The organism is Marinobacter sp. DS40M6 (genome assembly GCF_028581595.1).
Lineage (GTDB): Bacteria > Pseudomonadota > Gammaproteobacteria > Pseudomonadales > Oleiphilaceae > Marinobacter > Marinobacter salarius.
This window is the reverse complement of the sequence record NZ_JAFCAE010000002.1, coordinates 658780-671034: the sequence shown is the minus strand read 5'-3', so window position 1 is coordinate 671034 and position 12255 is coordinate 658780. Positions and strand designations below refer to the sequence as shown.

At 57.7% G+C, this 12255-nt stretch carries 12 protein-coding genes and 1 tRNA gene; 10 read left to right on the top strand and 3 right to left on the bottom strand.

Annotated features, from left to right (window positions below):
• Positions 1–100: 100 nt before the first annotated feature.
• Positions 101–187 (bottom strand) — tRNA-Leu (locus JJO78_RS07055).
• A gap of 273 nt (positions 188–460) precedes the next feature.
• Between JJO78_RS07055 and rnr the strand changes: the two genes are divergently transcribed.
• From rnr to alr, 8 genes are all read left to right on the top strand, one after another.
• Positions 461–3073 carry a ribonuclease R gene (gene rnr, locus JJO78_RS07050; protein WP_127400800.1) on the top strand — a complete coding sequence of 871 codons (2613 nt, stop codon included), beginning with the start codon at positions 461–463 and terminating at the stop codon, positions 3071–3073.
• A 3-nt stretch (positions 3074–3076) separates the two neighbouring features.
• Positions 3077–3814 carry a 23S rRNA (guanosine(2251)-2'-O)-methyltransferase RlmB gene (gene rlmB / locus JJO78_RS07045; protein ID WP_036203896.1) on the top strand — a complete coding sequence of 246 codons (738 nt, stop codon included), beginning with the start codon at positions 3077–3079 and terminating at the stop codon, positions 3812–3814.
• Positions 3815–4047: 233 nt separating this feature from the next.
• Complete coding sequence (gene rpsF, locus JJO78_RS07040; protein WP_036203898.1) at positions 4048–4464, top strand: 30S ribosomal protein S6; 417 nt, start codon at positions 4048–4050, stop codon at positions 4462–4464.
• 29 nt (positions 4465–4493) lie between these two features.
• A complete protein-coding gene (gene rpsR / locus JJO78_RS07035) occupies positions 4494–4724 on the top strand; it encodes a 30S ribosomal protein S18 (protein ID WP_007154918.1) in 231 nt (76 codons plus the stop codon).
• Positions 4725–4751: 27 nt separating this feature from the next.
• Positions 4752–5618 carry a hypothetical protein gene (locus JJO78_RS07030; RefSeq protein WP_273623170.1) on the top strand — a complete coding sequence of 289 codons (867 nt, stop codon included), beginning with the start codon at positions 4752–4754 and terminating at the stop codon, positions 5616–5618.
• A 20-nt stretch (positions 5619–5638) separates the two neighbouring features.
• On the top strand, positions 5639–6085 hold the full coding sequence (rplI, locus tag JJO78_RS07025; protein WP_036203904.1) for a 50S ribosomal protein L9: 447 nt from the start codon (positions 5639–5641) through the stop codon (positions 6083–6085).
• Between the two features lie 183 nt (positions 6086–6268).
• Positions 6269–7666: a replicative DNA helicase gene (gene dnaB, locus JJO78_RS07020; protein ID WP_036203907.1), complete on the top strand. Its 1398-nt coding sequence runs from the start codon at positions 6269–6271 to the stop codon at positions 7664–7666.
• Positions 7666–8766, top strand: a complete 1101-nt coding sequence (gene alr, locus JJO78_RS07015) for an alanine racemase (RefSeq protein WP_075194948.1) — start codon at positions 7666–7668, stop codon at positions 8764–8766. Before dnaB ends, alr begins: the two co-directional genes overlap by 1 nt.
• Before the next feature lie 4 nt (positions 8767–8770).
• Here alr and JJO78_RS07010 read toward each other — a convergent pair whose 3' ends face one another.
• Complete coding sequence (locus tag JJO78_RS07010) at positions 8771–9130, bottom strand: hypothetical protein (protein WP_075194949.1); 360 nt, start codon at positions 9128–9130, stop codon at positions 8771–8773.
• Positions 9131–9379: 249 nt separating this feature from the next.
• Here JJO78_RS07010 and JJO78_RS07005 point away from each other — a divergent pair, with 249 nt between their 5' ends.
• The gene (locus tag JJO78_RS07005) at positions 9380–10258 is read left to right on the top strand and encodes a sugar nucleotide-binding protein (protein WP_075194950.1); all 879 of its coding nucleotides are present in this window, start codon (positions 9380–9382) and stop codon (positions 10256–10258) included.
• A 13-nt stretch (positions 10259–10271) separates the two neighbouring features.
• Here the strand turns inward: JJO78_RS07005 and fabB are convergent, their stop codons facing one another.
• Positions 10272–11480: a beta-ketoacyl-ACP synthase I gene (fabB, locus tag JJO78_RS07000; protein WP_075194951.1), complete on the bottom strand. Its 1209-nt coding sequence runs from the start codon at positions 11478–11480 to the stop codon at positions 10272–10274.
• A 218-nt stretch (positions 11481–11698) separates the two neighbouring features.
• Between fabB and JJO78_RS06995 the strand changes: the two genes are divergently transcribed.
• Positions 11699–12223 carry an Mpo1 family 2-hydroxy fatty acid dioxygenase gene (locus JJO78_RS06995; protein ID WP_075194952.1) on the top strand — a complete coding sequence of 175 codons (525 nt, stop codon included), beginning with the start codon at positions 11699–11701 and terminating at the stop codon, positions 12221–12223.
• Positions 12224–12255 lie beyond the last annotated feature (32 nt).

The following is a 12255-nucleotide window of genomic DNA, read 5'->3' as shown; positions in this document are numbered from 1 at the left end:
CTTCGCGAAAGTGCGGAGAGTCACGCGTTTTCGAGCGCAGATCTGTTGCGACATGTGCTTATAAAGGTGTTGGATTCTTAACACTTCCTGAGGGAGGAAGTGGTGCCGAGGAGAGGACTTGAACCTCCACGGGGTTGCCCCCACTAGCACCTGAAGCTAGCGTGTCTACCAATTTCACCACCTCGGCAGGTGATTTGCAGTCTTCCCGGTGGGCATTCAAACGTTTTACTTCGTTGAATTTCCGGGCTTTCTGCCGCAGCTACGGGCATTGCCGTCAACCGATGGCGCGTACTTTAATCATTCGGAAAAAGCCTGTCAAATATTTTTTGTCCCGCCGGGGCCGGTTTTTACGTCTATTTTAGGTGGTCGGTTAGGCAGGCGGGTGCTGGCGGCGTTATACTCCTTGGCAAACGCAATATAACGAATGATTTCCAACAGGGAAGTCAGACTAAGGATACGAATGGTTTCCAGAAAAAAGACGGACAAAGACCCACATGCGCAGCGTGAGGCCAGCAAATACGACAACCCGATTCAGAGCCGGGAGTTCATACTCGACCATCTGAAGGAACGGGGCGCGCCGGCCACTCACGAGACTCTGTGTGGCGAGTTGGGGCAGCAGTCCGAGGAGGGCATCGAAGCCCTTCGGCGCCGGCTGATTGCCATGTGCCGGGACGGACAACTGATCTGTAATCGCCGGGGAGCCTACCTGCCCATTGAAGAAGCGGATCTTGTTACAGGCCGTGTCACGGGGCACAAAGACGGGTTCGGTTTTCTGATCCCGGATGATGGAGGGTCGGATCTGTTCCTTACAGCCCGCCAGATGCGCCAGGTTTTCCACGGTGACCGCGTTGCCGCCCGGGTGGACCGGGTGGACGATCGTGGTCGTCGCGAAGGGGTGATTGTAGAGGTGCTGGAGTATCGTACCCATCAAACCGTTGGTCGTCTGTTTCAGGAAAGCGGCATCTCCTTTGTGGTTCCGGAGAACGCTCGCATCAACCACGAAGTATTGATTCCGGCAGAGCACATTAATGATGCACGGCACGGCCAATACGTCGTGGTCGACATCCTGCGCCAGCCTACGGTGCGTACCCAGCCAACGGGCAAGGTGGTAGAAGTACTTGGTGAGCACATGGCACCGGGTATGGAAATCGACGTGGCCATCCGTTCCTACGATATCCCTCACAGTTGGCCGCCGGCCGTCGGTGAGCAGATTGCCGGCATTGCCGATGAGGTGACCGAAAAGGACAAGCAGAATCGGGTGGATATCCGCAACCTGCGCCTGGTGACCATCGACGACGAAACCGCCCGGGACTTTGACGACGCGATCTATTGTGAGCCGCGCCCGCGTGGTGGCTACCGTCTGCTGGTAGCGATCGCAGATGTGTCCCATTACGTGCGTCCCGGCTCACCGCTGGATGAAGAAGCGATTAACCGTGGCAACTCCGTCTACTTTCCGGATCACGTGGTGCCGATGCTGCCGGAAAAGCTGTCCAACGGGTTGTGTTCACTGAACCCGGGTGTGGATCGGCTGTGCATGGTGGCGGACATGACCATCAGTGCCAACGGTAGCGTCAGTGGCTATACCTTCTATCAGGCGGTGATGCACAGCCACGCGCGACTGACCTACAACAAGGTCAGTGACATGCTTGAGCGGCCGGATTCCGAGCCGGGTTACAGGCTGTCGGAGCAGTACGCGCATGTGCTGCCGCACCTGCATAACCTCTACAACCTCTACAAATTGCTGCGCAAAGCCCGGACTGAGCGTGGTGCCATCGATTTTGAAACCACGGAAACCCGGGTCATATTCGACGCCAGTCGCAAAATCGAGGAAATCGTTCCGGTCAAGCGCAACGACGCCCACAAGATCGTTGAGGAGTGTATGCTCGCCGCCAACGTGGCGACGGCGCGATTCCTCAAGAAGCACAAGGTGCCATCACTGTACCGGGTGCACGATGGCCCATCCGAGGAGCGTCTCAATGCGGTGCGGCTTTTCCTGGGTGAGCTGGGGCTGCAGCTGGGGGGTGGAGACAAGCCAACCTCCGCTGATTATCAGGCGCTGTTGTCCAGTATTGCAGACCGTTCCGACGCGAATGTCATTCAGACGGTGATGCTGCGCTCTCTCAGTCAGGCCGTCTACAGCCCGGATGAGGGTGGCCATTTCGGCCTGGGGTTTGCCAGTTATGCCCACTTCACCTCGCCGATTCGCCGTTATCCGGACCTGATCGTGCATCGCGGTATCAAGTCCGTGATTCACGGCGAGGACGGTAGCAAAGACGTATCGGTGCCGCCCAAGCGTGACCCGGAACTGGCGGATTACCCTTATGATCTTCCCAGAATGCATCAACTGGGTGAGCACTGCTCGATGACGGAGCGCCGCGCCGACGACGCAACGCGGGACGTCATGGCCTGGCTCAAATGCGAATACCTCAAGGATCACGTAGGCGAGGAGTACGACGGCGTGATTGCAGCCGTTGTGCCTTTCGGGTTCTTTGTGGAGCTTTCCGGAGTTTACATTGAGGGCCTGGTGCATGTGTCTACCCTCAGTGGTGACTACTTCCATCACGACGCTGCCAAACATCGCCTGATCGGCGAGCGTACCGCTATGAGCTTCCGGTTGGGCGATGAGGTCCGCGTGAAGGTGATGCGTGTAGGCATGGAAGACCGCAAGGTGGACCTGGAGCTGGTAAGCGAGCCACAGCATCGCCAAGCCGACCGGGATGCACTGGAGGTCACCAAGCGAGAGCCGCGGGATAAGGGCAAGGGCAAAGGTAAGGGACGAGGTAAGGGTGGCAAATCCACCGCTGGCCGTGCTCCAAGGGCTGACCGGGACACGGCTGGTGATGCGGCCGCTAAACCTCGCCGCAGGAAAGCGACTGGTTCAAAGCCCTCTGGCAAATCGGGGGCGTCCGACGCGGTCACGCCAACGTTCGATGATGATGGCGAAATGTCGGCCCGTGACAAGCTGGTGGCGGAAGCGGCCAAGCTTGCACTGGGTAAGGGCAAGAGCAAGAAGTCGCCGGCTAAAACCGCCGGCGCTGACAAGAAACGAAAGCCCCGCAAGTCAGGAAAATAGGCCGTGTCTGAAGAGTACATTTTTGGCTGGCATGCGGTTGAGGCCGTCCTCAAACGTGAGCCGGAGCGTTTGCAGCAGGTGTGGATCCAGACTGGCCGCGAAGATCGCCGTGTCAAAACGGTAACGGAAACTCTGAATGAGCTTGGAGTCCGTTGGCAGGTGGTTCATCGCAAGGAACTGGATCAGCGCGTAGCCGGCGTGCATCAGGGTGTTGTGGCCGCGGTTTCCGAAAGCCGTGAATGGAGTGAGGACGATCTCCTGGCCATGCTGTCAGGGTCTGACAAGCCGCCGTTTCTGTTGATCCTGGATGGGGTTACCGATCCCCATAACCTGGGCGCCTGCCTGCGAACCGCTGATGCCGTGGGTGTCCAGGCTGTGGTCGTGCCCAAGGATAAGTCTGCGTCGTTGTCGCCGACCGTCAGGAAAGTGGCCTGTGGCGCGGCTGAAACCGTACCTCTGGTACGTGTCACCAATCTTGCGCGGTTTATGCGTACGATCAGGGATGATGGCGTCTGGCTCATTGGCACCGCCGGCGAGGCGGACAATACCCTGTATCAAGCGGATTTTACCGGCCCGGTCGCTCTGGTAATGGGTGCCGAGGGCAAAGGTATGCGGCGCCTGACCCGGGAACACTGTGATCTGTTGATCAATATCCCCATGCTTGGCCACGTGGACAGTCTCAATGTGTCGGTGGCTACCGGTGTCTGCCTTTACGAAGCCTTGCGTCAACGGCTTGCATAGTATCAGCCACACGCCTAGAATACGTGACCCCCTTTTTCAGGGGGCGATGTTGTATTGCCTGAAATCCTGGTGATCAATATCGGCTTTTTGAGCAGGCTTTATACGTAATGTCTTGTTGATAAAAGCAAAAAGAAGCCGGCAGCTTTGCCTGCCACCTCCTTGCTTTCTGCATTTGCCCTGTTTGTTGAAACCGGTGCCTGTGCTGGAGGCTGTTTAAACCGTAGGGAGAACTCATGCGTCACTACGAAATCGTATTTATGGTACACCCGGATCAGAGCGAGCAGGTGCCCGCGATGATCGAGCGCTATACCGGCGTCATCAATGAAGATGGCGGCAAGGTACATCGCCTGGAAGATTGGGGCCGTCGTCACCTGGCTTACCCGATCAACAAGATTCACAAGGCTCACTACGTTCTGATGAACATTGAATGTTCACAGGCAGCGATGGACGAGCTGACTCACAACTTCCGTTTCAACGATGCCATCATCCGCGACATGATCCTGCGCCGCGATGGTGCCGACATCGAACTGTCCCCGATGAAAGCTTCCGAGTCCCGTGAAGACCGTCGTGGCGGCGATGATCGTCCGCGTCGTTCAGCTGAATCTGACGAGCCACGTCAGCAGGCTGAAACCCAGGACGAAGAAGAGTAAAACCATCACCGGAGTTGAGGAGTTAAGTTATGGCTCGTTTTTTCAGACGTCGTAAATTCTGCCGCTTCACGGCAGAAGGTGTTAAAGAGATCGATTACAAGGATCTGGACACCCTGAAAGGTTACATCACTGAAACCGGCAAGATCGTGCCCAGCCGTATTACCGGCACCAAGGCACGCTATCAGCGTCAGCTGGCTACCGCTATCAAGCGTGCCCGCTACCTGGCACTGCTGCCGTATTCGGACAGCCACGACAACTAAGTAACAGAATAAACAGGACCCGGGACCATGCGTGCACTGGCACAGTTTGTAATGCGCGGTCCTCTGCAGGCAGGCGGGGTGGCAGCAGTTACCACTGCAATACCCTTGTTGTTCTGGATAGGTGCGGCGGTTATTGGCCTGGTCATTCTCAGACTGGGTATCAGCCAGGGGCTTAGTATCGGCCTCTGGGCATTGCTTCCGGCACTCGGCTGGAGCTGGTTCGGGCAGGACCCGACGGCCCTGGTGGTGTTGCTTCAGGCAATGTTGATGGCGTCCATCCTGAGAATAACCCTGTCGTGGGAGAAAGCGCTGCTCGCAGGCAGTTTCCTGGGGATTGTGACAGGCTTGATGTTGCCCTTGGTGTACCCGGATCTGTTGAACGATCTGGTGCAGGCCGGGGTGAGATTTTACGAAGAGTACAACGCCGAAATTGCCAGTAGTCTTGGCAGTGAGCTGGAAACAGTCATTCGGCAAACCATGAATGCGAGCATGGCGGGCATCTACCTGGTAATCGGGGTGTGCATGACCATGCTGGCAAGATCCTGGCAGGCCGGGTTGTACAACCCCGGCGGATTCCGGACCGAGTTTCACTCGCTCCGGCTGTCACCGGCAATCGCGGTTATCTGTGTGATTACCATGGTGGCAGGGCCCGTTCTCGGGTTGAATTCCATGCTGCTGGGCTGGGTTGGAGGTTTGCCGCTGTTTGTTGCGGGCCTGGCCCTGGTTCATGGTGTTGTCGGTCGTAAAAACCTGAGTGGTCAGTGGTTGGTGCTGTTCTACCTGGCACTGGTACTGCTTGGTCCAAGCCTGATGATTCTGTTGGTAGTTCTGGCTTTTGTGGATAGCTGGCTGGACATCCGGAGGCGAATGAAGCCCTCCGGCCCGGCTGAATAAAGCACGAAGAGGTTAACGAGATGGATGTTATTCTGCTCGAAAAAGTAGCAAACCTTGGTTCACTGGGTGACAAGGTCAAGGTAAAGGCCGGTTACGGTCGTAATTTTCTTCTGCCTTATGGCAAAGCTGTTGCGGCAACCGCTGACAACCTGAAAGCGTTCGAAGAGCGCCGTGCAGAGCTGGAGAAAGCGGCAGCTGAGAAGCTGGCTGCGGCCCAGGCTCGTGGCGAAGCTCTGGAAGGCGCCTCAGTCACCATTACCTCCAAGGCTGGTGAAGAAGGCAAGCTGTTCGGCTCCATCGGTGTGCGTGACATCGCAGATGCGATTACCGCCACCGGTACCGACGTTGAGAAAAGTGAAGTTCGTCTGCCCGAAGGCCCGCTCCGCGTGGTTGGCGAGTACGAAATCGAGCTTCAGCTGCACTCTGACGTAACCGTTCACATTAACCTGGCTGTTGTGGCCGAGTAAATTGACGGTTTAGTCTGAACATCGGGTTACTACCCGGTGCAGCCATACAGGCCCGGAATCCACTCAGGTGGATTCCGGGCCTGTTGCTTTCTGGTGTATGATTTGTGTTTTCCGTAGCTCTCCCATCGCATCGACAATCCCCGTAAACTGTCACGGATGTGATGCCCAGACGAAGACGTTTCCATGGCCAACCCGAATTTCAAACCGGTAAACAGCGACCCTGAGACCAGCCGAATCAAGGTTCCACCTCATTCCGTGGAGGCCGAACAGGCGGTGCTTGGTGGCCTGATGCTGGACAACCGCCGATTTGATGAAATCTCGGAGATCATTTCCGCTGGCGACTTTTATCGCCAGGATCACCGCCTCATTTTTGGTGCTGCCGAGCGACTGGCGGGCGAAAGCGAACCGCTTGATGTTGTCACGCTGACCGAATTCCTGGAGCGTGCCGGTGATATCGAAGACGCGGGTGGGCTTTCCTACCTGGCAGAGCTGGCCGAGAAGACACCCGGTGCCGCCAATATCCGCGCCTATGCCGAGATTGTGCGGGAGCGCTCTATTCTGCGACAACTGGTGCAGGTGTCCGGCGAGATATCCGATTCGGCGTTTAACCCCCAGGGCCGGAACAGCAACGAGATCCTGGATGAAGCCGAGCGTAACGTCTTCCAGATCGCCGAATCGCGGGTCAAGGAAGGCTCTGGCCCCCAGGCCATCAACCCGATTCTCACCAAGGCCCTCAGTCGCATTGAGGAGCTGTTCGAGTCCGGCGAGACTACAACGGGTCTGACCACGGGCTTCAAGGACCTGGACGAGTGGACGTCGGGGATGCAGCCCTCGGATCTGTTGATCGTGGCGGGGCGACCGTCCATGGGTAAAACCACCTTTGCCATGAATATCGTCGAGAACGCCTTGATAAGCACCGGCGCGCCGATTCTGGTGTTCAGTATGGAAATGCCGGCGGATGCGCTGGTCATGCGTATGTTGTCGTCACTAGGGCGTATTGATCAGAGCCGGATTCGTAGCGGTAAGCTTGAAGAGGACGACTGGCCCAGGCTGACATCCGCGGTGAGTCTGCTGAAAGACAAGCCGCTTTATATCGACGACACGCCTGGTCTGAGCCCAACCGAAATGCGTTCCCGGGCTCGTCGTATTGCCCGGGAGAACGAAGGCAAGCTTGGCCTGATCATGGTCGATTACCTCCAGTTGATGCGGGTGCCCGGCAACACCGAGGGCCGGACCGCCGAGATTTCCGAGATCTCCCGGTCCCTGAAAGGGATCGCCAAGGAGCTCAGCTGCCCGGTCGTGGCGCTTTCGCAGCTGAACCGGAGCCTGGAGCAGCGGCCGAACAAGCGCCCGGTCAACTCGGACCTGCGGGAATCCGGTGCGATCGAGCAAGACGCGGACGTCATCATGTTTGTCTATCGGGATGAGGTCTACAACGAAGACACCTCCGACAAGGGCATTGCCGAAATCATCATCGGTAAGCAACGTAACGGCCCCATTGGCACTGTGCGACTGGCCTTCATCGGCAAGTACACCAAGTTCGAGGATCTGGCCCACGGCGATTACGGCGGGGATTATTAATGCCACGGAAGACCCTTGCCCGTATTGATACCCGTGCACTCCGCCACAACTATCGCCTCGCCTGTCGGCTGGCCAGCCCGGCCCGGGCGATGGCCGTTATCAAGGCCGATGGCTATGGCCATGGCATCCGTGAAGTCGCACGGGCCCTGGCGAGCGATGCACCCAAATTTGCCGTTGCCTGTCTGGAAGAAGCCCTGGCGATCCGTGAGGCCGGTGTTGACCATCCTGTGGTGTTGTTGCAGGGCATGCACAGTGCCGAGGACGTCGCGATGTGTGTTCGCGAAGGTTTTGAAGTGGTGGTCCACAGTCATTATCAGTTGGACTGGCTGGAGCAGGCTGGTGGGACGCCGACGGTCTGGGTAAAAGTGAATACCGGCATGAATCGGCTTGGTTTCGCGCCGAGCGCACTGGCCGATGTTATGGCACGACTGGGTACCATTGCCGCGGCGGAGAAGGTGGCGGGTTTCGTAACGCACTTTGCCTGTGCGGACGATATCTCCAGCGATGACACGGACCAGCAGACGCGAATATTCAGTGAAGCCGTGGTGGACTGGCCAAAACTTGAGAAAAGCGCGTCCAATTCCGCCGCCCATTTTCTTCCTGCCCAGCCGTCGTTCGACTGGACCCGTCCCGGCATCATGCTTTACGGCGCCTCCCCGACCTTGGGCAAGACTGGCCCGGAGCTGGGACTGGAAGCGGTAATGACACTGGAAGCCCCTTTAACCGCCGTGCGAACGCTACAACCGGGAGAGTCCGTGGGCTATGGCTACAGCTGGACCGCGACTCAGGAAACACGAATGGGGATTGTGGCCATTGGCTATGGTGATGGCTATCCTCGCCATGCCGGCACGGGCACTCCGGCGTGGGTCGGCGGTAACCGCATACGCCTGATTGGCAGGGTGTCCATGGACATGCTGGCCGTGGACCTGAAGGGCGCCCCTGACGCCTGTCCTGGCGACTCTGTGGAGCTCTGGGGGCGGCATGTCAGTGTGGATGAAGTGGCGCAACACGCCGGTACCATTGGCTACGAACTGCTAACGGGTATTACAGCCCGGGTGCCCAGGCTGTACGAGGATTCGGGCAACACCGCAGCAGGGTAGGTGATCAGGAAGCGGGTTCCGGCTCGTGGATGATTTCCTCGATGAAGTCGAGAATCGCGGCCAGGCTGCGGTCGTCCAGTTTCTTCAGGACTTTGTGGACGACCATCTTGCTGCCTTTGAGCATGCTGCCGATGCCCATTCTGGCCATACCCATCAGCATGCTGCTGGCATTCAGCCGGCGCAGGGGTTCCAGGAAAAAGAAATCCAGACCGTTGTCGGTCATCTCGACAATCAGTTCGAACAGTTTGTCGATGGCTATCTTGTCCGCCTTTCCCCGCTCCCGGAGCTCATTGACGGTATAAAGTGCGCGGGTGCGGAGCTCATCCGGAATGGGGGCAACGATATGGCTTTGTTGTTTCAGCATGTAGGATCCTGTTGTTGTATGCTCGTCAGGTCTGCTCAGTACTCCGACACGTATTCTATGGGGTGTACACCGCGTGCCATTGGCTCGAACGGTATCGGGTGCCCGTCATATCAGTGATATCCCGTGCACGCGTTCCAACAAGCTGTGGGAACGATTACAGTGTGGTAAAGACTTACAGCAGCATACCGATAAAGTGGCAACGGTATTGTTACCCGTTGCGAAGATAGAAACCGGAGGCGATGAGCGCTCGTGCACGTTCTTGTTGTTCATGATTATGGCCCATTGGGGCGGGTATTGCTGGAGCGTTTAAGGAATACCTCGCTCCATGTCAGCCCGTTGCTGATCAGCGAGCTTGAAACCGCGGATCTTTCGGCGCTGGAAGGCTGGGTTCCCGACGACACTGATCTGATCGTGAACGCGCTTTGGCTTGCGGACCCTGAAAGTGCGGAAAAGAACCCCGAGTTGGCCCACAAGGCGTCGTTTTCGTTGCCTGTGGCACTGGCTGAGCACGCCTGTGAGCACAATATCGCGTTGTTGCAGTTGTCGTCTTCCTACGTGTTCGACGGCCGAAAGCAGAGTGCCTATATTGCCTCCAATCCCGGTCAGCCCTGTAACGAGCTGGGTAACTGGCAGTGGGAATGCGAACAGGCGCTGAGAACGTTGTTGCCGCGGCATATCATTCTGAGGACGGGCTGGAGCCTGGGGCGCTTTGTCCGCAAGGTGCAGTCCGTTGCCGCAGGGTCCGACACCATCAAGTTACCCGGTAAATGCCGTGGCCAACCTGTGACTGTCAGTGATCTTGCCCGGGTGATTACCGCGATTGTGCAGCAGATAGACTGTGGTGCGGAGGTGTGGGGCACCTATCAGTATGCCGGTGCGGAAGATATCTCTCTCTATGAGCTGGGGCTTGCAATCACCGGTTTGAGGGGTATTCCCGATGGTATCCGGGTGGTGGATGAAACGCCCGCATGGGCAACCCTGGAGCCCGCGAACGCCACCATGATCTGCACCAAGATCCGCAACACCTTTGGCGTCAAGCAGCTCCCGTGGCGTTCGGGGTTGGCCGAGGAGCTGGAGCTACTGTCCCTGAACGGCGGCAAGGAACTCACGGACGAGCCCACAAGCTAGGCTCGTCAGGAAGTCAGGCTTTTCCGAATACCAGCGAGGCATTGGTGCCGCCGAACCCGAAGCTGTTGGACATCACTGTATTCAGTGGCGCCGCTTTGGAATCAGGCCCCACAACCGGCATTCCGGCAATGGTGTCATCCAGGTTTGTCAGGTTTTTAGTGCCCGCAATAAATCCGTTCTGCAGCATGATCAGGGAATAGATCGCTTCATGAACACCCGATGCGCCTAAAGAGTGGCCGGATAGCGACTTTGTGGACGAAATCTGCGGCACTTTATCACCGAAGACGTTCCGTACCGCCTTCATCTCCGCCACATCGCCTACCGGCGTGCTGGTGCCATGCGCATTGATGTAGTCCACCGGTGTTTCAACCGTGGACAGCGCCTGTTGCATGCAACGCATGGCGCCCTCGCCAGAGGGGGCGACCATGTCGTGTCCGTCGGACGTGGCGCCATAACCGGTCAGCTCGGCAATAATGGGGGCACCGCGCTTGAGGGCATGCTCAAGCTCTTCCATTACCACCATGCCGCCACCGCCTGCGATAACGAATCCGTCACGACCGGCGTCGAAGGGCCTGGATGCGGTTTCCGGGGCATCGTTATACTTGGTGGACAAGGCGCCCATGGCGTCGAACAACATGGTCAGGCTCCAGTCTTCTTCCTCACCACCGCCGGCGAATACGATGTCCTGCTTGCCGGACTGGATCTGCTCCGCGGCGTGGCCAATACAGTGGGCGCTGGTGGCGCAGGCAGACGACATGGAGTAGTTCACACCGCGAATTTTGAACGCGGTGGCCAGGCAGGCCGACACGGTACTGGTCATGATCCGTGGCACCATGTAGGGCCCGATGCGTTTGACACCTTTTTCACGCATGATGTCGACGGCCTCCACTTGGCTGGCACTGGACGCGCCGCCGGAGCCGGCAATCAGGCCGGTACGGTCATTGGAGACCAGATCGTCTGTCAATCGTGAGGACGCAATGGCCTGCTCCATGGCAAGGTAGCTGTACATCGCCGACTGGCCCATGAAGCGTCGGGTTTTACGGTCGATGACCGACGTATCCACATCAACAGAACCTGCCACCTGGCTGCGGAAGCCCATGTCACGATAGGTTTCATTGAACCGGATGCCCGATTTGCCGGCCTTGAGGCTTTCCAGCACCGCATCCGTGGAGTTGCCGAGGCAGGAAACAATGCCCATTCCGGTAACTACAACCCGTCTCATACTTTCCTCCTTAGCAGGGCCTGCACCGCGAACCGGGCCGGTCCCCTCTGTCTCTGACTATAACCATCAGTCTAGGCGCTTTGGCGCTGCGGCGATATTTGACCTTGGTAAGGTGCAAGAAGAGGCCAGGCGAGCCGGCATAGCCGTTACGTACAAGGCGGCGATCATGGACGTTGGTAAGATGGCGTTTATCAACAATAACCCGAGGGAGATTCACCGTGCGTTCACTGTCTCAATTTCTGCATGACTACGGCGATAGCCATCAGAACACCGTCAACCAGTGGGTCCATATTGCCTGCGTTCCGGCAATCCTGATATCAACACTGGGATTGTTCTGGCTGATACCGGTAGGCAGTTGGCTTGGCCTTTCTGGCTCTGGGGCCTATTGGGTCAACGGCGCCACGATTCTCGCGGGCTTGTCGGGTATCGTTTATCTGCGCTTGTCGCTTTGGGTGTTCGTATTGATGGCGGGCTGGTTTGTACTGTCTTTGTGGGCCATACAGAGTGTGCTGGCCAGTGGTCTGTCCCTGTTCTGGACCAGTCTTGTGGTCTGGATCGTTGCCTGGGCGGTCCAGGTGGTCGGCCATAAAATTGAAGGCAAGAAGCCGTCGTTCGTGGAAGACCTTGTGTTCCTGCTGATCGGGCCGATCTTCGTTAGCATCGAGCTTGCGGCGAAGCTGGGAATACCGGTGCCTCATGCCCAAGGTGGCCATAACGGTGGGCGCCAGCCTCAGAGTCACTGAAACAAGGCTGCTTGAGGTATGCTTGCAGGGAA

Coding starts and splice junctions, on each gene's coding strand:
- rnr (WP_127400800.1), top strand. CDS start 461: ATGGTTTCCAGAAAAAAGACGGACAAAGACCCACATGCGCAGCGTGAG.
- rpsF (WP_036203898.1), top strand. CDS start 4,048: ATGCGTCACTACGAAATCGTATTTATGGTACACCCGGATCAGAGCGAG.
- rpsR (WP_007154918.1), top strand. CDS start 4,494: ATGGCTCGTTTTTTCAGACGTCGTAAATTCTGCCGCTTCACGGCAGAA.
- JJO78_RS07030 (WP_273623170.1), top strand. CDS start 4,752: ATGCGTGCACTGGCACAGTTTGTAATGCGCGGTCCTCTGCAGGCAGGC.
- rplI (WP_036203904.1), top strand. CDS start 5,639: ATGGATGTTATTCTGCTCGAAAAAGTAGCAAACCTTGGTTCACTGGGT.
- dnaB (WP_036203907.1), top strand. CDS start 6,269: ATGGCCAACCCGAATTTCAAACCGGTAAACAGCGACCCTGAGACCAGC.
- alr (WP_075194948.1), top strand. CDS start 7,666: ATGCCACGGAAGACCCTTGCCCGTATTGATACCCGTGCACTCCGCCAC.
- JJO78_RS07010 (WP_075194949.1), bottom strand. CDS start 9,130: ATGCTGAAACAACAAAGCCATATCGTTGCCCCCATTCCGGATGAGCTC.
- fabB (WP_075194951.1), bottom strand. CDS start 11,480: ATGAGACGGGTTGTAGTTACCGGAATGGGCATTGTTTCCTGCCTCGGC.